The following is a 20,616-nucleotide window of genomic DNA, read 5'->3' as shown; positions in this document are numbered from 1 at the left end:
TCCCCTCATTTTTAAATCCTTTATAATGACAAGATTGCATGATCACAAACTTGTTATTAACGATGATCAATTTTCCTTGAGAACCAATCGCCAATAAATTGAAAGATAAATACAATAACAACAATAAAGACAGTACATAGAAATACAACATCAAAATTACGCCTTTGGAACCCTTGCATATAAGCTAAGTCACCTAACCCACCAGCGCCAATCACGCCTGCCATTGCTGTATAACTAATTAACGCAATTGCTGTGACTGTAATTCCTGAAATTAGTGCTGGCATCGACTCAGGTAGTAATACTTTAAAAATAATCGTGTGTGCTTTAGCCCCCATTGCTTGCGCTGCTTCAACAACTCCTTTATCTACTTCCTTCAATGCAATTTCTACTAATCTAGCATAGAATGGAGCAGCACCAATGATTAAGGCTGGTAATGCTGCTTCTGGCCCTCGAATAGTCCCTACTAAAAAGTCAGTAAACGGGAATAGCAGTAAAATTAATATAATAAAAGGAATCGCCCTGAAAACATTGACAACAGTTGCTGTGATTGAATTAACTATCGAATTCTGCCACAAGTTTCCTCGAGCTGTTAAATACAACAAGAGACCTAATAGTATTCCAAATATAAATGTTCCAACTACAGAGATGATCGTCATATAAAATGTCTCATAAGTCGCTGTCCACAGATGATCCATTTGTACATTCGGGAATAATTCATTAAACATGTCTTAACACCTCTACTTCCACACCAGAGGATTCAATATAAGAAATGCTGTTTTGAATCACACTAGGCTTACCTTTAATTTCAACATAAAGCGTGCCATAAGCACCTTCTTGCGTTGGTGATATTGAACCCTGTAATATATTTATCTCTACATCGAGCTGTTTTGAAACTTCACTAATGAGTGCACGTTTGGCGTTATTTCCGATAAAGTGAAGTTTGACCACTTCAGATTGCTCATCATTTGTAATAAATTGATTTAATCGATCTATTTGATGCTCTAATGGGCTTAATTGTTGAACGAAACGTTTCGTTGTCTTTGACTGCGGCTTTACGAATACATCTAGCACTTCACCTTGTTCAACAACTTTACCTTGCTCCATCACCGCGACTTGATGACAAATCTTTTGAATTACGTGCATTTCGTGTGTAATTAAAATAATCGTTAAATTTAACTTCTCATTAATCGAAACGAGTAAATCCAAAATGTCATCTGTCGTCTCTGGGTCTAATGCAGATGTCGCTTCGTCACAAAGTAACACAGTCGGCTCATTCGCTAGTGCACGTGCAATACCGACACGCTGTTTTTGACCGCCACTTAGTTGTGAAGGATAAGATTGTTCACGTCCTTTTAAGCCTACAAGATCAATTAATTCTAATACTTTACGTTCACGCTCTTGTTTTGATATACCTGCGATTTCTAAAGGGAATGCGATGTTTTCAAAAACTGTTCGTGACCATAGTAAGTTGAAATGTTGAAAGATCATGCCAATTTTCTGGCGCTGTTTTCTCAATTCACCTTTTCGTAAAGCTGTAATATCTTGGTTATTTAATAATATTTCACCTTCAGTTGGGTCTTCTAAACGATTGATTAAACGGATAAATGTACTTTTACCTGCACCGCTGTAACCAATAACACCATAAATCTCCCCTTTTGGAATGTTGATCGATACATCATCAACAGCTTGAACCGTTTGATCTTTTGTATTAAATACCTTCGACAGGTTCTTGATTGAAATCAATGCGTTCCCCTCCTAGTTTTACAGTCAAATAAAAACCTCTCTGCTCAGGTAAGAGAACAGAGAGGTTAAGAATGGCTAACCTTTTGTTCTCTTATCTTTCAAAGCTCATCGCTTTGCAGGAATTAGCACCTATTATGGACGTTTCCATAACGGTTGCCGGGTTTCACAGGGCCGGTCCCTCCACCACTCTGGATAAGAGATTTATATAATATTTTAATCACTTCACACATTACTAAACTAACGTGTTAATAAATAAAAAAACTTTCTTGTAAGAACAAGAAAGAGTCTTAAGCTCAATCTTATCTTACAATGTCAATAACATTGCAGGAATTAGCACCTATTATAGACGGTTCTATAACGGTTGCCGGGTTTCACAGGGCCTTTCCCTCCACCACTCTGGATAAGAATTTAATTATTCAACTTTCGATAAATTGTATGTTAGCATAGGTAATGAATTACGTCAATTCAATTTCAGAAAAATTTTTAAAAGGGTGAGATAATGAAAGCACCATTATTTGAATTACCATATTTAGACCGTGATGAAACGTTTAATTTAAAAGACGTCATTGGCCAAAAAGTAATCGTTCTGACATTTTGGGTTTCATGGTGTCCTGATTGTTCTAGAGACATGCCCAAAAAAGAACAATTCTATAAAACGATGCGTAATGACAACATTGAAATGATCACGATTAATGTACCTGCTCGTGAACGTGATGAAGAAGAAGCCTATAAGTTCCAAGATCAATTTTTATCACAACCAACATTGAAAGATCGTGACAGAGAAGTATATGATCTATATGAATGTGATTCTGTGCCAACGACGATTGTCATTGATTTAGATGGTAATATTGCTGGAAGATTCGGGGATAAAGATGACTTTGTTGAAGTGATTAAAATAGTAGGTCAGTATTTTTCAACTCAATAGCCTAGATTAAAGCCAAACCAGTCTTCATGACTATTTGGCTTTTTCTTTAGTCTACTTTTCTATTAAGTAAGGTCCCATTTCTTTTAATAGATAGGGTACAGAGTTAAAAGTATAAACCCGCTCTACCGGCTCACCAGCTTTAAACACAATTAAACATGGTACACTTTTAATATTAAACTGCTGCATGAAATCTGGTGCTAATGTTGCATTCAATTCAAAAAAACACTCTCTTTCAAGTGTTTCTTCTATATAGGTGAGCATCCGCTTAGCTACTTTACACGTCCCACAAAAAGGGCTGTTAACGAATAATGTGTGGTAGTCCTTTTTACGTATAATAAACTGCGCTTGTTCTCGGCTAATTTCTTGCATCATGTTTCAGACCCTTTCAAATATTCTAAGTTCACATCAAAGTTTGCTGCTTGCAAAATAGATGCTATCACGTATTCCGGTGTGTCTTCAACTTGACGATATTTAGGGTCGATGAATAAATTCTCCGCATGTGAGAGCTCCTGGTTTAATAACTTTCGTAACTTCACACCAGAGTCATCAGTATCTGTAAAAATAAATACATCACGATCAAAAAGCATATACTCATCAATCAATTCATCCAATGCATAAGCACTTAACGTCCCAAATGTACAAATGATTTCTTCTTCATTTGCTAATACTTTATTTAATTTCTTTCGATCTTGTTTACCTTCGACGATTAAAACTTGAGTTAACTGATCCATACTTTCACACCTATGACTTATAGAAAAGACTGATCCTTACTTGGAATCAGTCTCTCTAATTTGTTTATTTAGATATTATTCGTCTTCAGTCATTTCTTTATAAGCATCTGCATCCATTAAATCATCAAGCTGTGAACGATCACTTGGTTCAACAACAATCATCCAAGCTTTCTCATATGGAGATTCGTTAACAAACTCAGGGCTATCTTCAAGCTCTTCGTTTACTTCTACTACTTTACCAGTTACTGGAGCATAAAGCTCAGATACTGTTTTAACTGATTCAACACTACCAAATGGCTCGTCTAACTCAATTTCGTCGCCCTCTTCTGGAAGCTCAACAAATACGATATCACCAAGCTCAGATTGTGCGAAATCAGTAATTCCTATACGTAGTTTTTCTCCTTCTTCTTTTACCCATTCGTGTTCTTCAGAATAACGTAAGTCTTTTGGTAAACTCATTTCTGACCCTCCATTATTATCAATATTCACAAGTTTATCATACAACAATCCTTAGTTGAATGCATTATTCAACTCATTATTTCCAAGTTTGTTCAAATTCTTCTTCTTTGAAGCCTACCGTTACCCGACTTCCATCAGTTGTGATTGGTCGTTTAATAAGCATACCATCAGATGCTAGTAAATCAATTTGCTCTTCTTCTGGCATGTCTTTCAACTTGTCTTTCAAACCTAATTCACGATATTTCTTGCCAGATGTGTTAAAGAACTTCTTAACAGGTAAGTCACTCTTCTTAATTAACTCCTCAAGATTTTCCTTTGATGGGGGATTGTCCACTATATGTACTGATTCATAATTAATCCCATTCTCATCTAACCACTTTAAGGCTTTACGGCAAGTACCGCATTTCGGGTATTGATATACTGTTAGAGACATATTATAGCACCTCCTCATTGTAATTTTACCATAAGAGATTGATTCCCTCACTCGATAAGCATAGGGCTTCCTAATCTATTTATCGGCGTTCGCTGATATAATTCGGCGTTCGCCGATATATTTAATTTTTCGCCGGATTATTTTGATTTTCGCCGGATTATAATTTTTTTCGCCGGAATATCAACAAAATCGCTGATATAACAGTTTATACCAAATCAAAAGCACTAACCACTATAGCGGTCAGTGCCTTTAATTAGTTAAATATTAAACGTAATACTTTTCTTCTTCGATTAACGTGCTTGCGATCTCACGCTTCTTCTCGATCACGTTAATGTGCTCGCGACGTGTTAGCTTACGAAGTGCTGATAGCATCATACGTAAGTTATCGCCTTCTTCAACTGCAATTAACGTTTCTTTCGCATGAGCTTCAATGTTGTTTAACGTCTCTTCTACGAATACTTGAGTGTAAAGAAGCTTCTGTCTACTCTTCTCTTCACCATCTCTTGCAATGGCTTTAGCTGTACGTAAAACAGCTGATTCCATGTTATAAACGTCCGCTGCAATGTCAGCAATGTTCGATAGCAGCTCTTGTTCTTGCTCTAATTTTTCTTGGTACTTTTGAGCGGCAATACCCGCTGCTAGTAGCCCAATTTTCTTCGCGTTACCTACAAGGTATTTCTCTTGTTCTAACGCTTCGTCACCAGGTGTTTCTGGCATCATTGCCATTAGTTCGTTTTGAAGTCCCATTGCTTTTTCAAGTAATGGAAGCTCACCTTTCATTGCTTTTTTCAAGAAAGTGCCTGGTACTAATAGACGGTTAATTTCATTTGTACCTTCGAAAATACGGTTAATTCTAGAATCACGGTAAATACGCTCTACTTCGTACTCTGCCATAAAGCCGTAACCACCATGAATCTGTACCGCTTCATCAGCAACATAGTCTAATAGTTCAGTTGCTGTATATTTGTTCATTGAACACTCAATCGCATACTCTGCAATACCTTTTGCAACAGCAGAACCATCATTCAGCTCTTCTTTAGATAGCTGACCTAGACGTGATTCGAATAAACCTACTGTACGATATACAGCACTTTCATTCGCATACGTTTGTGTCGCCATATTCGCTAGCTTCTCTTGAATTAATGAAAAGCTTGAAATAGGTGTTTGGAACTGTTTACGTTCATTAGCGTATTGCACTGCTAATTCTAATGCGCGTTTTGCACCACCAACACCACCAATAGCTAACTTATAACGACCTACGTTTAGGATGTTAAAGGCTATAATATGACCACGGCCAATTTCACCTAGTACGTTTTCTACTGGTACTTGCGCATCTTCAAGTACTAATGTACGAGTAGAAGATGATTTAATCCCCATCTTTTTCTCTTCAGGACCCGTCGAAACACCTGGAAAATCACGCTCTATAATAAATGCAGAGAACTTCTCTCCATCTATTTTCGCATATACAACGAATACATCAGCGAAAGCAGAGTTTGTAATCCACTGTTTTTCACCATTTAACACGTAATGAGTTCCTTCTTCATTTAATACTGCTGTCGTCTTCGCACCTAAGGCATCTGAACCAGAACCAGGCTCAGTTAATGCATATGCTGCAATCTTCTCACCAGTTGCTAAAGATGGTAAATACTTTTGTTTTTGCTCTTCATTACCGAAAAACACAATTGGTAGAGATCCGATTCCTACGTGAGCACCATGGGTAATTGAAAAACCACCTGCAAGTGACATTTTCTCAGTTACTAGTGATGAGGTAATCTTATCTAGTTCAAGACCACCGTATTCCTCTGGCACATCAATTCCTAATAGCCCTAGTTCTCCAGCTTTTTGTAATAACGTTACTGACTTATCAAATTCATGATTTTCTAAGTCTTCAAGTACAGGCCATACATCATTTTTAATATATTCTTCAGTTGTTTTAGCGATCATTTTATGCTCATCAGTGAAATCCTCAGGTGTTAATACCTCATCAGGGTCCACATCTTCAACTAAAAATGAGCCACCTTTTAATAATTTTTCATCGATCATTTAAAATTCCCCCAATTAAATGAAATTATAGTAATTCAAATACGCCAGCAGCGCCCATTCCGCCACCGATACACATGGTTACAACACCATACTTAACATCACGACGCTTCATCTCATGAATTAGAGATAGTGTTAATTTCGTACCAGTACATCCAAGTGGGTGACCTAATGCAATCGCACCACCATTAACATTCACAATATCTTGATCTAGATTCAGTTCACGACAAACCTGTAAGGCTTGAGAAGCAAATGCTTCGTTCAATTCAAATAACCCGATATCATCAAGCGTTAAGCCTGCTTGCTCAACTGCTTTAGGAATTGCTTTTACTGGTCCAACTCCCATCACTTCTGGTTCAACACCCGCTACTGTAAATGAACGGAATTTAGCCATGGGTTGAAGTCCTTCTTGCTCCGCTTTTTCACGGTCCATGACTAACACTGATGCAGCACCATCACTCATTTGTGATGAATTACCTGCTGTAACAGAACCTTTAACATTAAACGCTGGCTTTAATTTAGCTAAGCCATCTGCACTCGTATCTGGGCGAACACCTTCATCTTGTGTTAATGTCACTGTACGTTCTTGTAACGTGTTGTCTTCTCCTAAAGAACGATCTGTTACTTCAACTGGAACGATTTCATCTTCAAACTTACCTTCTGTTAATGCTTGTGCCGCTCTTTGATGACTACGAACCGCAAAAGCATCTTGGTCTTCACGGGTAATTCCATAACGATTAGCTACTTCTTCTGCCGTATGCCCCATACTCATATAATATTCTGGTGCTTCATCAACTAAAGTTGGATTTGGTCTTATAACATTACCGCCCATTGGAATCATCGACATAGTTTCTGCTCCACCAGCAATAATCGCATCAGAATAACCTAGCATTATGCGTTCTGCTGCATAGGCAATACTTTGCAGACCTGAAGAACAATAACGGTTAATCGTAATTGCTGGGACATCATGGTCTAAACCAGCTAAACCAGCAATTTGTCTTGCCATATTCATTCCTTGCTCCGCTTCAGGCATAGCACATCCAATAACGACATCATCAATATTACCGCCGTAATTGTTTGCACGCTTTAATGTTTCTTTAATAGTTAAGGCAGCTAGATCATCTGGACGTGTATGAGCAAGCGTTCCTTTATTTGCTTTTCCTACAGGTGTACGTGCACCTGAAACAATAACTGCTTCTTTCACGATTGATCCTCCTCTTAGGTTGGATTTTATATGCTATTTCCTTTAGTTACGTAAAGGTTTTCCTTTTTGTAGCATGTGAATCATACGCTCTTGAGTCTTTTGTTCACCAACTAGGCTTAAAAACGCTTCACGCTCTAAATCTAACAAATACTGTTCATCAACTTTAGTCCCGTACTTAACTCGACCACCAGCTAATACGTTTGCTAGTTTTTTAGCAATTTTAATATCATGCTCTGATGCATAACCACTTAATTGCATTTGTTTAGCTCCTAATACCATCGTGGCATAACCAGGTTCACCAACAACTGGAACCTTTTCGTGTTTTGGTGGTTGGTATCCTCCTTGGTCTAAAGCTAGTACTTTGTTTTTCGCATCAAAGATTTGGTGGTCTTTGTTTAAGCTAATAGAGTCATGACCATCTAAGAAACCATGCTCTACTGCTTCAGCTGCTGATGTTGATACTTTACCAGTTGCAATCTTTTCAAATACATCATTAGCTACTTTTTGAAGATCTAAATCAACACCTTCTGGAAGGTCTTTTAATTGATTAATATAAAACTCCTTATTACCACCACCGCCAGGGATCAAACCAACTCCTGCTTCTACAAGTCCCATGTAAGTCTCAGGTGATGCTTGTTGTGCAGCTGTTGGAAGCACAATCTCTGTACCGCCACCTAGTGTCATACCAAATGGTGCTGCAACAACTGGTTTTTCATTGAACTTAATATTTTGCATCGCTTGTTGGAATTGGTTAATAACGATGTCGATCTCAAAGAAATTAAATTCTTGAGCTTCCATTAAAATCATCGCTAAGTTCGCACCAACACAGAAGTTTTTACCTTGGTTACCGATGACTAAACCGCGATAATTGTTATTAACCTCTTCTAAGGACTGGTTAATCATTTGAATGACATCTAACCCAATCGCATTGTTCGGTGATGTAAACTCTAATAAAGCAACGTCATCACCAAGATCTATTAAACTACCACCACTATTTTTCTTAATAACGCCATTTACCTCTTTATGAAGCTTTAAGTTAATTTCCTTTTCATTCACTTTCTTTTCAACGTATTCACCTTTATGGTAGAAATATAGTTTGCCATTCTCACGCTTATAGAAAGACTCCACACCATTATCCAACATATCTGTAATCCACACAGGGACTTCTTGACCTTCTTCTTGCATGCGTTTTACAGACTTCTCAACTCCGATTGCGTCCCACATTTCAAATGGTCCGATTTCCCATCCAAAGCCCCACTTCATCGCATCGTCAATTTGCGTTAAGTCATCAGCAATCTCACCTAAAAGCTCTGCAGAGTATATAAGTGTTGGTTTTGAAATATTCCAAACTAAATCCCCTGCACGGTCTCCTTTAGCTGATACAAGCGCTTTTAATTTACGCTTCGGACCTTTTTCTTGCTTAGCTGCACCAGAGGCTTGTGTTTTAAGCTTTTGTTGTTCCTGCTCATACTCAAGCGTTTCTGGGTTCAGCTCGTAGATCACACTACCTTTTTCACCTTTTTTCTTAAGGTAGAAGCCTTGATTTGACTTAGCACCCAACATACCCTTTTCATTCATCTTTCTCATGAATTCAGGTACGTCAAATACATTCTGCTCCTCACCTTCAACTTGGTCATACACGTTTTTAGCAACGTGGATAAATGTATCTAAACCAACGACATCTAACGTACGGAATGTTGCACTTTTAGGACGGCCAATCATTGGACCGGTAACCGAGTCGACTTCACCGACACTGTAACCGCCTTTAAGCATTTCTTGTACAGTAACTAGTAAGCCGTATGTACCAATACGGTTTGCAATAAAGTTAGGTGTGTCTTTTGCTTCAACAACACCTTTTCCTAATACATCTTCACTGAATCGCTTCATGTACTCTAATACTTCTGTATCCGTATCTTTCGTCGGAATAACTTCTAGTAGTTTTAAGTAACGTGGCGGGTTAAAGAAGTGCGTACCTAAGAAGTGCTTCTTAAAGTCTTCTGAACGCCCCTCTGCCATAGCATCAATTGAAATCCCTGAAGTATTCGAGCTCACAATACTACCTTCTTTGCGGTATTGATCAACTTCTGCGTAAACTTTTTGTTTAACCTCTAAGTTTTCTACAACTACTTCAATGATCCAATCAACGTCTTTTAAATCTTCCATGTGATCTTCAAAGTTACCAACTGAGATTAGATCTAAGCTTTTCTTCGTCGTGATTGGAGATGGATTTTGTTTCAATAACTTTTTCTTGTTTTCTTTCGCAATTTTATTGCGCGCACGTGGGTCTTCTTTTTCTTCTTCTTTTAAATCTTTAGGAACAATATCTAGCATTAACGTAGGAATTCCTAAATTCGCTAAGTGCGCTGCAATACCTGACCCCATTACCCCTGATCCTAGGACTGCTGCGCGCTTTATACTTCCATTCATGAATGCTCCTCCTATCCATTGTTAGTTTGAATGAATACTCATTCATTTTTGTGTAAAAAATTTTGGATAGCAAGCTATCCAAAAAATTCATCTATTTATACTATAAAATATTTTCAGATATTTCGCAAACATTATCTAAAGTTTCTTTTTCTACTAATTAATACTACTTTTTAAATACACCTTTAAGGACAAATAATACGTTGGCTGGTCTTTCAGCTAAACGGCGCATATTATAACCAAACCAATCACGACCATATGGTACATAAACTCTTACATTATAACCTTGTTTCACTAATTGTTCTTTTAACTCTGATCTCATGCCATATAACATTTGAAATTCAAACTGAGCAGTTGGAATGTTATTCTCTTTAACATACTGCTTTGTAAATTCGACCATAGCATCGTCATGTGAACCTACAGCTGTAAAGTTCCCATTATCTAAATGCATTGCAATAAGTTTTTTCAAATTTTCATCGACATCATTTTTATCAGGATAAGCAACTTCCTCAGGCTCTTTATACGCACCCTTTACAAGGCGAATGTTAGGGCTGTATTGGTTCAAATATTCTAAATCATCAACGGTACGGTATAAGTAAGACTGCAATACAGTACTAACTAATTCGTATTCTTTCTTTAATGTTTCAAAAATATCTATAGTCGTCTGGCAACGCTCATGGTCTTCCATATCGATTGTTACCATAACATTATGCTCTTTACCTGCATCTAAAATTTTTTTCATATTATCTAAGACCAAATCTTTGGAAATATCTAATCCCATTGACGTCATTTTCACTGAAACTTGAGAATCTAAATTTAACTTATCGATTACTTTAATCGATTTAACCGTTTCTTTCGTACGTTCATGTGCTTCTTTCTGATCTGTAACATATTCACCTAAGTGGTCTAGTGTGACTGATAAACCTTGTTTATTAAGCTCGCGGATTTTCTCAGCGGCATGTCCAATATTAGTGCCAGCTACAAAGCGGCTCGCCCCAAAGCGAAAGCCGTATCGCTTTGCTAATGACGTTAATAATTTATTGTTAGATAAAAATAAGAAAAATTTACGTAATACTTTCTCCATGACCCAATCCTCCTGTTTGTGTGTATATTTCATTGAAACCGCTTACTATTCTATCATCTTTTTACTGAAATTTTAATTTTTATTTATAAAAAAACACTAAACTTCTTAATTGAAGTTTAGTGTTTGTGTTTAATTAGTTTGTTACATCATAACCTTGCTCTTCAATCGCTTCTTTCACTTCTTCTGTACTCACTGTATCTTCATCAAAGCTCACATCAACTTTTCCACTTTCTAAATGAACTTCAACTGAAGCGATTCCTGTTAAATCTTTTAGTGCACTTTGAACGGCTTGTTTACAATTCCCACAAGACATACCTTGTACATTAAGCGTAAGTTCCATTAAATTAATACCTACCTTTCAATCTTTATGTCCATTATTGCCTATATTCAGATATTTTTCAATCATTAACTATTATTCAGGCATTGGAGTTGGCATTGGCTCTAACCCTGTACCATTGACTTCAGTTACAAAACCATCCCGATTACTTTCATGTCCCATTTCATGACAACCACAATAACATAGCATATAATCGAGTACATCACTGCGCCTCGTCAATAGCTTTAATCAAACATACAAAGCCCTCCATTTTATGCATTTATAATTAGTTTACCCAAAACAATAATTGTTGAAAACAAAGCTTAAATCGTAATTATTACTATTTACAAATCGTAACCATTACGGTATAATCATTTTTGGTTAACGACAAACGGAAAATTAAAGGGAGAGAAAGATTTTGAAACTTAAAGGACTCATATTTATCAGCCTTTTATTAACTATAGCCGCTTGCGGAGAGAGTATAGACGAAGACACTACTGCTAGTGAAAATGAAGAGGTTGAAGCAGAAGAAATCGGTAAAATCGTTACGTCGCTTTATCCTATTGAATATATCATTTCTGAGATTACTGGAGATTTAGCAACTGTCGAAACAGTCATTCCACCAGGAGCAGATGCCCATGTCTACGAACCATCTACTAGAGAAATGATCGAATTAGCTAATAGTGATGCTTTCTTCTATATTGGTGAGGGAATGGAGGCTTTCGCTGAAACGATGGCCAATACAATTGAAGATGAAGGGGTATATACATTAGCTCTATCAAACTTTGAAGAAGAATTATTTATGGAATATGAAGATGATCACAAACATGATCACGATCATGAAGACGATCACAACCATGAAGAAGAACACGATCACGAAGATGAGCATAATCACGACGATGATCACAGTCACGATCACGATCATGACCATGGTGATTTTGATCCTCATTTCTGGCTAGATCCATCACGTATGATTTCAGTTGGTCAAATTCTTTTAGACGAATTAAGTGAAATTTACCCAGAACATGAAGACCTATTACAAGAAAACTATGAACAGTTTGCTAATAACATGCTTGAATTGGATACTAATTTCCAAGAAGCACTAACAGTCGACCAAGACGTAAATATCTTAGTCGCTCACGGGGCTTTCGGTTATTGGGAGCAATCATATGGCATTAATCAATATAGCATTCGTGGCTTGTCATCATCTCAAGAGCCTTCTCAGCGTGAACTACAAGAACTATTTGAGTCACTTGATGAATTGAATATTAATCACGTGTTTCTTGAGAAAAACCGTGAAGACCGTCTAGCATATAACATTGCTAATGAATTTGATTTAGCAATTTATGAATTACACAATTTAGAGACACTAACTGAAGAAGACATCGAAAATGATCAAGATTACATTGATATTATGTTAGAAAACCTTGATCTATTACTAGAAACAATTGAAGAATAGTATGGTAGGATTTAAAAGGCGAAGCGGACACTTATTGCCTTATTGTACATCAATCGCCTTTATTTGCTTGTTATAATAATTGCCTTCATGAAAGGAGGAAGAAGTATGACTAACTTAATAACGGTTAATGGTGTCACTCACCGCTACGATAAACACAAAGTATTAGAAGATGTCAGCTTTTCGATTAAAAAAGGATCTTTCATAGGCTTAGTAGGCCCGAACGGATCTGGGAAAACGACGATTATTAAGTTGATGCTTGGTCTTGAAAAATTACAAAAAGGAACCGTTGAAACATTCGGCAAACCTATTGAAAAGTTTCACAATAAAGGGCATATTAGTTTTGTTTCACAAAAAGCAAACTCATTTAGTCGTGGCTTTCCAGCAACTGCAAAAGAGGTCGTGAGTATGGGATTAACCTCTAAAGTTAGTCCATTACGCCCAACGACTAAAAAATATGAGTACATGATTTTTGAAGCCTTAGACCGCGTTAATATGATGGAATATGCTAATCACAACATTGGGGACTTATCAGGTGGACAACAGCAGCGAATTTTTATTGCTAGAGCTATTGTAAATAATCCAAGTCTATTAATCTTAGACGAACCAACTGTTGGGGTCGATACTGAAAACGTTGAGCAATTCTATCAACTATTATCTCAGTTAAATAAAGAATTAGGCATTACATTAATTTTGGTATCACATGACATTGGGACGATTACAACACATGTAACTGACTTACTCTGTTTAAATAAATCCGTTCACTATCATGGAAACCCTAGTGACTTTGAACAAATGACTGATGAACAAAGATCAACATTGTACGGCCATGACATGCACACGATTACACATGAACATTAAGGAATGATTGGAGGGGCAAATGTGCTAGATGCTATATTAAACTTTGAAATATTAAGAAACACATTTTATACCGGATTAATTGTTGGGTTACTTGCCCCTTTATTAGGTACTTTCATTGTCGTAAGGCGATTGTCCTTAATCGCTGATGGACTATCTCACGTTACCTTAGCTGGTATTTCATTCGGATTATTCATGCAAAAACAACACACTTTATTACTATTAACCCCTTTCCACACGGGAATTATTTTCTCAATTATTGGATCGATCGTCATTGAGAATTTAAGAGGGGTTTATAAAGCCTTTCAAGAAATTGCCATTCCAATCACTTTATCTATTGGAGTCGGGTTAAGTGTTGTATTTATTGCTTTAGCTGATGGTATTAATACAGATATATACGCTTATTTATTTGGGTCAGTAGCAGCCGTTAGCCGTTCTGATTTATATTTAATCTTAATCACGGCAGTATTTGTCATCACGGTCATCATATTTTTATATAAGGAATTATTTGCATTATCGTTTGATGAAGAGTTTGCAACTGTATCAGGTATTCGGGCTAAAGTCATCCACTATTTATTTATTATTATGACAGCATTAGTCATCGCCGCATCGATTAGAATCGTTGGTGTTTTACTCGTTTCTGCTCTGATGACTCTACCTGTTGCTACTGCTATGCGCGTTGCTAAAAGCTTTAAACAAACAATCATCTATAGTATCATTTATGGTGAAGTAGCTGTTATTATCGGCCTAATCTCAGGCTACTATTTAGAGATTCCACCAGGTGGAACGATCGTGATTACATCTGCTATATTACTAGGATCAACACTGCTTATTAAAAAATGGTATTTGGCTTACATTTATAAAGGGTGACGTTTATGAATTTACAAGAAGCTTTAAGCTTATTAAAACAAGAGGGCTATAAGTATACGCAAAAAAGAGAAGACATTTTAACTTTCTTTACTAAAGAAGATGGTTATCGTACTGCGGGTGATTTATTAACGTTTATGAGTGAGAAATATGATGGCCTTAGCTTTGATACGATTTATCGTAACCTTCATTTATTTCGCGAGCTTAATATTTTAGAATCTACTGATCTGAACGGTGAAAAGCATTTCAGATTAGCATGCGGTCATGATGAACATCACCACCATTTTATTTGCCAAACTTGTGGTAAAACTAAGGCTATTAACACTTGTCCCATGAACTTCATTCAACAAGACTTTCCAGGGTATACAATTGAAAATCATAAATTTGAAATTTACGGACAATGCCCTAGTTGTCATTAATATGAAAAAGGTCTTTTCTCTTAAACTGTTGAGAAAAGACCTTTTTTCGTATTTCAGCTGTTATCATGCATTTATGCTTCTTCTCTCCTTGCTATATTCCCTTTAATCGCGATATTCATTAAGATCCCAAGTAAGAAAAAGGTAATTAGCATGGATGAACCACCATAACTAATTAACGGTAATGTAATCCCTGTAATAGGCATTAATCCAGATACAGCAGCAAAGTTAATCATCGCCTGTGTCACGATTTGAAAGGTAATTCCATATGCCAATAAGCGGCCAAATTGATCTTGAGCACGTTTAGCAATTAAAATCCCTTTAAACATAAAGATAAAGTAGATTGAAATCACCGTAATTGCTCCTATTAAACCTAACTCCTCAGCAATGACTGACATAATAAAGTCAGTATGAGCCTCTGGCAGGAACCCTGACTTCTGGACACTGTTAGCTAAACCAACCCCGGTCACTTGACCATTTGCAATTGCAATTAAGGAGTGAATTAACTGATAACCATCCCCAGCCGGATCAGCAAACGGATCTAAGAATGATGTAAACCTTCCCACTCGATAATCTGCTCCCCATATTAATAACACAACACTTACGACCGCTACAGCACCTAAAAATAGTAAGTGTCTCACTTTAATCCCAGCAAATAATAAAATCATACCACAAGCTAAAATAATTGACGCAGCTGTACCTAAGTCTGGTTGTAGCACGATAAATAAAAACACAATACCAAGTACAATTAAAGGCGGTAATACCCCTTGTCCAAAATTATGTAACTTATCCTGTTTATTCGTATATACTTTCGCAAAATATAGAATCATCGCCACTTTTGCTAATTCAGAGGGTTGAAATAATACCGGACCTAAGCTAAGCCATCTTGTAGAGAAATTACGTTCTACCCCAACTCCTGGAATTAGTACAAGAATTAATAGAACAATAGTCGCGATGATAAAAAACTTGATTAATCCCCCTAGATTTCTATATGAAAAAAGACTGACAAGGAGGAAAACGATAAAACCTAATATCACCCACAGCCGTTGACGATTAAAATAATGTGAAGGGTTATCTATATTAGGATCCATCCCTGCATATACAAAACTAGCACTATAAACCATAACAAGGCCAATACAAGAAAGAATCACAATTATAATAAATAAAGGATAATCTATATTTTTTAAATGCCTTTTCAATTTCAACACTCTCCTATATCTACCATCATACCGGAAAAACGCTATATATGGATAGTAGATTTTAGGACTATTTTATAAAAAATAAGCTTATTCAACTTTTGATAGAGTTAGCTTTGAGCCTCTTGCGCTATACTTTGAGCCTCTGCGCCGTTCTTTGAGCCTCTCGCACGATATTTTGAGCCTCTTGCGCGATTCTTTGAGCCTCTCGCACGATATTTTGAGCCTCTGCGCCGTTCTTTGAGCCTCTGCGCCGTTCTTTGAGCCTCTCGCGCGTTACTTTGAGCCTCTTGAGCGATGCTTTGAGCCTCTCGCACGATATTTTGAGCCTCTGCGCCGTTCTTTGAGCCTCTCGCACCGTACTTTGAGCCTCTTGCGCGATTCTTTGAGCCTCTCGCACGATATTTTGAGCCTCTCGCGCCTTTCTTTGAGCCTCTCGCACGATATTACCAAGAAAAAGCCCGTCCGCAAATGCGGACGGGCTTCCTTGATTCATTATACTGTTGGTGTTTGTACCTTTTTCACGTCTTCTAAATATTCTTCATACGTCATTTCGCGATCAATAACGCCTTCATCTGTAATTTCAATAATACGATTAGCAATCGTTTGAATGAATTGGTGGTCATGTGAAGTAAAGATAGCCGACCCTTTAAAGTTGGTTAATCCTTCGTTCAGTGACTGAATCGATTCTAAGTCTAAGTGGTTCGTTGGATCGTCTAATAATAAGACGTTCGCCTCGCTTAACATCATACGTGAAAGCATGCTACGTACTTTCTCACCACCGGATAAAACACTCGCCTTCTTAAACACTTCATCACCTGAAAATAACATTCGGCCTAAGAAGCCACGTAAAAATGTGTCACTTTCATCCTCTGGCGAATACTGACGTAACCAATCAATTAAGTTCTTGTCATTACCTTCGAAAAACTCAGAGTTATCTTTAGGGAAGTAAGATTGTGATGTTGTTACACCCCACTTAAACGTTCCCTCATCTGGTTTTATTTCACCCATTAAGATTTGGATCAGCGTCGTTTTTGCAACGTCATCACCTAAAAGAACAACTTTATCATCTTTATTCATTCTAAAAGTCACATTATTTAACACTTTCTTGCCATCAATTGTTTTCGACAAGCCTTCAACCTCTAATAAGTCATTACCAATTTCACGATCTGGTGTAAAGGCAATGTAAGGATACTTTCTTGAAGACGGTTTAATATCATCTAACGTAATTTTATCTAAGAGCTTTTTACGAGATGTTGCTTGTCGTGACTTTGATGCGTTGGCACTGAACCTTGCGATAAATTCTTTTAGTTCACTAATTTTCTCTTCTTTTTTCTTGTTTTGTTCATGTGCCATTTTCTGTGCTAATTGGCTTGATTCATACCAGAAATCGTAATTACCAACATAAAGCGTAATTTTCTCAAAGTCTAAGTCCGCAATATGTGTACACACATTATTTAAAAAGTTACGGTCGTGTGATACAACTATGACGGTATTTTCAAAGTTAATTAAAAACTCTTCTAACCAACGGATCGCATGAATATCTAAACCGTTTGTCGGCTCATCTAATAGTAAAATATCTGGAGTACCAAATAATGCTTGCGCTAAAAGGACTTTAACTTTTTCCGCTTCTGGTAAATCTTTCATTTGTTTATGGTGAAGTGAATCATCGACACCTAAACCAGTTATTAATGAAGCCGCATCACCTTCAGCTTCCCAACCATTCAACTCAGCAAATTCACCTTCAAGTTCAGCTGCACGCATACCATCTTCTTCAGTGAACTCACCCTTTGCATAAATCGCATCTTTCTCTTGCATCACTTCATAAAGACGTTCGTGCCCCCTCATGACAACTTGTAGCACGACTTCCTCTTCATAAGCGAAGTGATCCTGCTTTAACATTGCAATTCGTTCATCTTTACCAACTGAAACATTACCTTCTTGCGGCTCAATCTCACCAGCAAGAATTTTAAGGAATGTTGATTTACCAGCACCATTAGCTCCGATTAATCCGTAACAATTCCCTTTTGTAAATTTTATTGAAACATCTTCAAATAGCTTACGATCCGAAAAACGTAAGCCCACATTAGTCGCTTGTAACATGACATATCCTCCACTCTCATAATATACCGAACCTAGTATAACATTTATGAACAAAATTGCCGATGCTTTTACATCTATTTCACTTACTTAAACCTCATTAATTCATCATTTCACTAAAATTCCCTTTTTATCCCTCTTATAGAAATAGTTTATTTGCAGAAATTAAACAGAGAACATCTGACTCTTAGAGGTGGATTTATGGAGAAAGTTAATCAAACAAACAATATATCGATATGGTGTATCATTACGATTGCATCGATCCCATTAATCATGACACTTGGTAATTCAATGTTAATCCCTGTCTTGCCAGTCTTTGAACAAGAAATCGGGATTACACCATTTCAATCAAGTATGATCATTACAAGTTATTCAATCGCCGCGATTCTCGTCATTCCACTGGCTGGTTATTTATCTGATCGCTATGGACGAAAGATGATCATGGTTCCTGGTTTAATATTAACATTTATTGGTGGATTAATTGCCGGTGTAGCATCACTACTCGTTGAAAACCCATTTGGATGGATTATATTAGGACGTATTTTTCAAGGGTTAGGTGCTGCCGGTGCACTTCCAATTATATTGCCATTAGTCGGGGATTTATATAAAGATGATGATGAAAAAGCAAGTAGTTGCCTAGGTCTTGTTGAAACATCAAATACATTCGGGAAAGTTTTAAGCCCGATTATCGGGGCTTTTTTCGCAACTGTTTTATGGTACTTACCTTTCTTTTCAATTTCTGCCTTCAGTTTAATTTCGTTAATAGCTGTCATCTTCTTTATAAAAGTACCTAAAGAAAAGGAAGAACCCTTAAAATTCAACCAATTTCTCAAGAAAACAAAGAAAATTTTCAAAGTAGAAGGTAAATGGTTGTACACTATTTTCTTCATTGGTGCCTATACGATGCTACTACTGTTTGGGATCTTATTTTACTTATCCGACATACTTGAGAAACAATATAATGTCGATGGAGTGCCTAAAGGGGTTGTCCTTGCTTACCCATTAGTCGTGCTTTGTATCACTTCATTTATTACAGGGCGCAATATTAAAGGTGATCTTAGAATCATGAAAATTATTATTATGAGTGCATTAGCCTTATTAGCCCTTAGTATTACAACAGTTGGTTTTTCAAGTGGCTCGATTACACTACTACTAATTTCAACAAGCTTAAATGGATTAGCAATCGGCGCTTTACTACCGACTTTAGATGCGATGATTACAGAAAGTATAAGTAAAGAAACCCGTGGAACGATTACATCTTTTTATAGTTCTGCAAGGTTTATTGGCGTTGCAGCAGGACCACCCATTGTTTCTTTAATGATGCCAATAGATATCAATGTAGGTTATATCATGGCTGGTGTAATTGGCGTTCTTTTATTCGTCTTATCATGGAAATGGATTCAACCCGAACAAACATAATAAAATCTCCGGTTATTTTCCGGAGATTTTTTAATTGTTTTAGGACTAGCTCCCCATCTTCTACCATATATTAGATTGAATGATTTTTTAGGGAGAGTTTTCAATGAGCTTAGATAAACTACTACTAGCCATTATAATGATTAGGGTCTTTTCAGGGACAATCGAAGTAGCAGCTGCCTTCTTAATGTATAAATTCAATGATCTTTATAAAGCCTTTGTGATCAACAGTCTGTTAGCATTTGTTGGACCAGGTGTGTTACTATTAACTACTTTTATTGGGTTATATGGCCTTGCAGGAAGAATATCTTTACTAAAGGCTCTCTTACTTGTAGCAGGCATATTATTAATTGTCATTAGCCTGCGAATAAAATGAATAGCCTTATCGATCGCGCTTTCGATAATCTTGTGGGTCAATTTCTTCTGAGGCTTCGGTTTGAAGTTTTAAGTTAGGGTTTAACCTACCTCGATCACGGCCCTCACTCTTTTTGAAGCCTTTCTCAACTGAACGATGATAATACGCTTCAAAAACACTTAAACCAACAGCTGAGAAGAACGAAGCTGCCACTATATTGATGACATTTGCAAATAGGTCTAAAAAAGCATAAACAACAATAAGCGCTAAGAAAAAGTCTGCAAACGTTGCAACCGTATGATTGTAACGCTCATTTGTTTTACGGAAAATTAATAAATCACCTATGAAATATGAAATGGCACCTAAGATCAATGTAAACATAACAATGTTAACAAAGCTAACACCATACCATAACCCCAAAATAATATATAGCCAAATAAATGTCGCAACAACCTTTGTTAAAATGAGCCCAAAATGGTTCATCAATCCACCTCCTCACTCTAATTAAACATTCTCATCATTTATTTTGGTTCTAAGTCAAATGTTGGGGTGCTCTCTTAAGAGCACTCCTTATTTATGCCATTTGGCCTTGT

General features: G+C 36.9%; 21 protein-coding genes, 1 pseudogene and 2 riboswitches. Of the genes and pseudogenes, 7 read left to right on the top strand and 15 right to left on the bottom strand.

Features of this window, described 5'->3' with window-relative positions; genetic code table 11:
* Positions 1 to 56: 56 nt before the first annotated feature.
* Complete coding sequence (locus tag ABDZ63_RS10370; RefSeq protein WP_343783453.1) at positions 57 to 725, bottom strand: methionine ABC transporter permease; 669 nt, start codon at positions 723 to 725, stop codon at positions 57 to 59.
* A complete protein-coding gene (locus ABDZ63_RS10365; protein ID WP_343783452.1) occupies positions 718 to 1,743 on the bottom strand; it encodes a methionine ABC transporter ATP-binding protein in 1,026 nt (341 codons plus the stop codon). Before ABDZ63_RS10365 ends, ABDZ63_RS10370 begins: the two co-directional genes overlap by 8 nt.
* Positions 1,744 to 1,831: 88 nt before the next feature.
* Positions 1,832 to 1,942, bottom strand: a riboswitch (SAM riboswitch).
* 97 nt (positions 1,943 to 2,039) lie between these two features.
* Positions 2,040 to 2,150: riboswitch (SAM riboswitch) on the bottom strand.
* Positions 2,151 to 2,242: 92 nt separating this feature from the next.
* Between ABDZ63_RS10365 and ABDZ63_RS10360 the strand changes: the two genes are divergently transcribed.
* Positions 2,243 to 2,668 (top strand): TlpA disulfide reductase family protein, encoded by a 426-nt coding sequence (locus tag ABDZ63_RS10360; protein ID WP_343783451.1) that lies wholly within the window; start codon positions 2,243 to 2,245, stop codon positions 2,666 to 2,668.
* A 51-nt stretch (positions 2,669 to 2,719) separates the two neighbouring features.
* Here the strand turns inward: ABDZ63_RS10360 and ABDZ63_RS10355 are convergent, their stop codons facing one another.
* The 10 genes and pseudogenes from ABDZ63_RS10355 to ABDZ63_RS15845 form a co-directional block, all read right to left on the bottom strand.
* Positions 2,720 to 3,040 carry a thioredoxin family protein gene (locus ABDZ63_RS10355; protein ID WP_343783450.1) on the bottom strand — a complete coding sequence of 107 codons (321 nt, stop codon included), beginning with the start codon at positions 3,038 to 3,040 and terminating at the stop codon, positions 2,720 to 2,722.
* Positions 3,037 to 3,399 (bottom strand): toprim domain-containing protein, encoded by a 363-nt coding sequence (locus ABDZ63_RS10350; protein WP_343783449.1) that lies wholly within the window; start codon positions 3,397 to 3,399, stop codon positions 3,037 to 3,039. The genes ABDZ63_RS10355 and ABDZ63_RS10350 overlap by 4 nt, the downstream gene beginning before the upstream one ends.
* 75 nt (positions 3,400 to 3,474) lie before the next feature.
* Entirely contained in the window at positions 3,475 to 3,858 is a 384-nt protein-coding gene (gcvH, locus tag ABDZ63_RS10345) for a glycine cleavage system protein GcvH (protein WP_343783448.1), read from the bottom strand.
* Positions 3,859 to 3,934: 76 nt separating this feature from the next.
* Positions 3,935 to 4,291, bottom strand: coding sequence for an arsenate reductase family protein (locus tag ABDZ63_RS10340; protein WP_343783447.1), 357 nt, complete (start codon positions 4,289 to 4,291; stop codon positions 3,935 to 3,937).
* Between the two features lie 264 nt (positions 4,292 to 4,555).
* The gene (locus tag ABDZ63_RS10335) at positions 4,556 to 6,334 is read right to left on the bottom strand and encodes an acyl-CoA dehydrogenase family protein (protein WP_343783446.1); all 1,779 of its coding nucleotides are present in this window, start codon (positions 6,332 to 6,334) and stop codon (positions 4,556 to 4,558) included.
* Positions 6,335 to 6,359: 25 nt separating this feature from the next.
* Positions 6,360 to 7,535 carry an acetyl-CoA C-acetyltransferase gene (locus ABDZ63_RS10330; protein WP_343783445.1) on the bottom strand — a complete coding sequence of 392 codons (1,176 nt, stop codon included), beginning with the start codon at positions 7,533 to 7,535 and terminating at the stop codon, positions 6,360 to 6,362.
* Positions 7,536 to 7,577: 42 nt separating this feature from the next.
* Positions 7,578 to 9,962, bottom strand: a complete 2,385-nt coding sequence (locus tag ABDZ63_RS10325) for a 3-hydroxyacyl-CoA dehydrogenase/enoyl-CoA hydratase family protein (protein ID WP_343783444.1) — start codon at positions 9,960 to 9,962, stop codon at positions 7,578 to 7,580.
* A 163-nt stretch (positions 9,963 to 10,125) separates the two neighbouring features.
* Complete coding sequence (locus ABDZ63_RS10320; protein ID WP_343783443.1) at positions 10,126 to 11,043, bottom strand: proline dehydrogenase family protein; 918 nt, start codon at positions 11,041 to 11,043, stop codon at positions 10,126 to 10,128.
* Positions 11,044 to 11,176: 133 nt separating this feature from the next.
* A complete protein-coding gene (gene copZ, locus ABDZ63_RS10315; protein ID WP_343783442.1) occupies positions 11,177 to 11,383 on the bottom strand; it encodes a copper chaperone CopZ in 207 nt (68 codons plus the stop codon).
* A 72-nt stretch (positions 11,384 to 11,455) separates the two neighbouring features.
* Positions 11,456 to 11,605 (bottom strand): annotated as a pseudogene (locus ABDZ63_RS15845) (PCYCGC motif-containing (lipo)protein); the annotation flags it as partial.
* A gap of 172 nt (positions 11,606 to 11,777) precedes the next feature.
* On the opposite strand from ABDZ63_RS15845, the gene ABDZ63_RS10305 reads away from it, so the two are divergent.
* The 4 genes from ABDZ63_RS10305 to ABDZ63_RS10290 all read left to right on the top strand — a co-directional run bounded on the left by ABDZ63_RS10305 (position 11,778) and on the right by ABDZ63_RS10290 (position 14,959).
* Entirely contained in the window at positions 11,778 to 12,818 is a 1,041-nt protein-coding gene (locus tag ABDZ63_RS10305) for a metal ABC transporter solute-binding protein, Zn/Mn family (RefSeq protein WP_343783441.1), read from the top strand.
* A gap of 105 nt (positions 12,819 to 12,923) precedes the next feature.
* Positions 12,924 to 13,676, top strand: coding sequence for a metal ABC transporter ATP-binding protein (locus tag ABDZ63_RS10300; protein ID WP_343783440.1), 753 nt, complete (start codon positions 12,924 to 12,926; stop codon positions 13,674 to 13,676).
* Between the two features lie 21 nt (positions 13,677 to 13,697).
* A complete protein-coding gene (locus ABDZ63_RS10295) occupies positions 13,698 to 14,543 on the top strand; it encodes a metal ABC transporter permease (RefSeq protein ID WP_343783439.1) in 846 nt (281 codons plus the stop codon).
* Between the two features lie 5 nt (positions 14,544 to 14,548).
* Positions 14,549 to 14,959 (top strand): Fur family transcriptional regulator, encoded by a 411-nt coding sequence (locus tag ABDZ63_RS10290; protein WP_343783438.1) that lies wholly within the window; start codon positions 14,549 to 14,551, stop codon positions 14,957 to 14,959.
* Between the two features lie 71 nt (positions 14,960 to 15,030).
* On the opposite strand, the gene ftsW is transcribed toward ABDZ63_RS10290, so the two are convergent.
* Positions 15,031 to 16,155, bottom strand: coding sequence for a putative lipid II flippase FtsW (ftsW, locus tag ABDZ63_RS10285; protein ID WP_425541983.1), 1,125 nt, complete (start codon positions 16,153 to 16,155; stop codon positions 15,031 to 15,033).
* Positions 16,156 to 16,647: 492 nt separating this feature from the next.
* Complete coding sequence (locus ABDZ63_RS10280; RefSeq protein ID WP_343783436.1) at positions 16,648 to 18,255, bottom strand: ABC-F family ATP-binding cassette domain-containing protein; 1,608 nt, start codon at positions 18,253 to 18,255, stop codon at positions 16,648 to 16,650.
* Between the two features lie 198 nt (positions 18,256 to 18,453).
* On the opposite strand from ABDZ63_RS10280, the gene ABDZ63_RS10275 reads away from it, so the two are divergent.
* Both ABDZ63_RS10275 and ABDZ63_RS10270 read left to right on the top strand, forming a co-directional pair.
* Complete coding sequence (locus ABDZ63_RS10275) at positions 18,454 to 19,671, top strand: MFS transporter (protein WP_343783435.1); 1,218 nt, start codon at positions 18,454 to 18,456, stop codon at positions 19,669 to 19,671.
* Between the two features lie 103 nt (positions 19,672 to 19,774).
* Complete coding sequence (locus ABDZ63_RS10270) at positions 19,775 to 20,044, top strand: YqhV family protein (RefSeq protein ID WP_343783434.1); 270 nt, start codon at positions 19,775 to 19,777, stop codon at positions 20,042 to 20,044.
* Positions 20,045 to 20,050: 6 nt separating this feature from the next.
* On the opposite strand, the gene ABDZ63_RS10265 is transcribed toward ABDZ63_RS10270, so the two are convergent.
* Positions 20,051 to 20,506 carry a YndM family protein gene (locus tag ABDZ63_RS10265; RefSeq protein WP_343783433.1) on the bottom strand — a complete coding sequence of 152 codons (456 nt, stop codon included), beginning with the start codon at positions 20,504 to 20,506 and terminating at the stop codon, positions 20,051 to 20,053.
* Positions 20,507 to 20,616 lie beyond the last annotated feature (110 nt).

Origin of the sequence: Alkalibacillus silvisoli (genome assembly GCF_039521975.1) — a bacterium.
In the GTDB taxonomy this organism is placed as follows: domain Bacteria; phylum Bacillota; class Bacilli; order Bacillales; family Alkalibacillaceae; genus Alkalibacillus; species Alkalibacillus silvisoli.
This window is presented reverse-complemented; position numbering and strand designations above follow the sequence as displayed.

Coding starts and splice junctions, on each gene's coding strand:
- ABDZ63_RS10370 (WP_343783453.1), bottom strand. CDS start 725: ATGTTTAATGAATTATTCCCGAATGTACAAATGGATCATCTGTGGACA.
- ABDZ63_RS10360 (WP_343783451.1), top strand. CDS start 2,243: ATGAAAGCACCATTATTTGAATTACCATATTTAGACCGTGATGAAACG.
- ABDZ63_RS10355 (WP_343783450.1), bottom strand. CDS start 3,040: ATGATGCAAGAAATTAGCCGAGAACAAGCGCAGTTTATTATACGTAAA.
- ABDZ63_RS10350 (WP_343783449.1), bottom strand. CDS start 3,399: ATGGATCAGTTAACTCAAGTTTTAATCGTCGAAGGTAAACAAGATCGA.
- gcvH (WP_343783448.1), bottom strand. CDS start 3,858: ATGAGTTTACCAAAAGACTTACGTTATTCTGAAGAACACGAATGGGTA.
- ABDZ63_RS10340 (WP_343783447.1), bottom strand. CDS start 4,291: ATGTCTCTAACAGTATATCAATACCCGAAATGCGGTACTTGCCGTAAA.
- ABDZ63_RS10335 (WP_343783446.1), bottom strand. CDS start 6,334: ATGATCGATGAAAAATTATTAAAAGGTGGCTCATTTTTAGTTGAAGAT.
- ABDZ63_RS10325 (WP_343783444.1), bottom strand. CDS start 9,962: ATGAATGGAAGTATAAAGCGCGCAGCAGTCCTAGGATCAGGGGTAATG.
- ABDZ63_RS10320 (WP_343783443.1), bottom strand. CDS start 11,043: ATGGAGAAAGTATTACGTAAATTTTTCTTATTTTTATCTAACAATAAA.
- copZ (WP_343783442.1), bottom strand. CDS start 11,383: ATGGAACTTACGCTTAATGTACAAGGTATGTCTTGTGGGAATTGTAAA.
- ABDZ63_RS10300 (WP_343783440.1), top strand. CDS start 12,924: ATGACTAACTTAATAACGGTTAATGGTGTCACTCACCGCTACGATAAA.
- ABDZ63_RS10290 (WP_343783438.1), top strand. CDS start 14,549: ATGAATTTACAAGAAGCTTTAAGCTTATTAAAACAAGAGGGCTATAAG.
- ABDZ63_RS10280 (WP_343783436.1), bottom strand. CDS start 18,255: ATGTTACAAGCGACTAATGTGGGCTTACGTTTTTCGGATCGTAAGCTA.
- ABDZ63_RS10275 (WP_343783435.1), top strand. CDS start 18,454: ATGGAGAAAGTTAATCAAACAAACAATATATCGATATGGTGTATCATT.
- ABDZ63_RS10270 (WP_343783434.1), top strand. CDS start 19,775: ATGAGCTTAGATAAACTACTACTAGCCATTATAATGATTAGGGTCTTT.
- ABDZ63_RS10265 (WP_343783433.1), bottom strand. CDS start 20,506: ATGAACCATTTTGGGCTCATTTTAACAAAGGTTGTTGCGACATTTATT.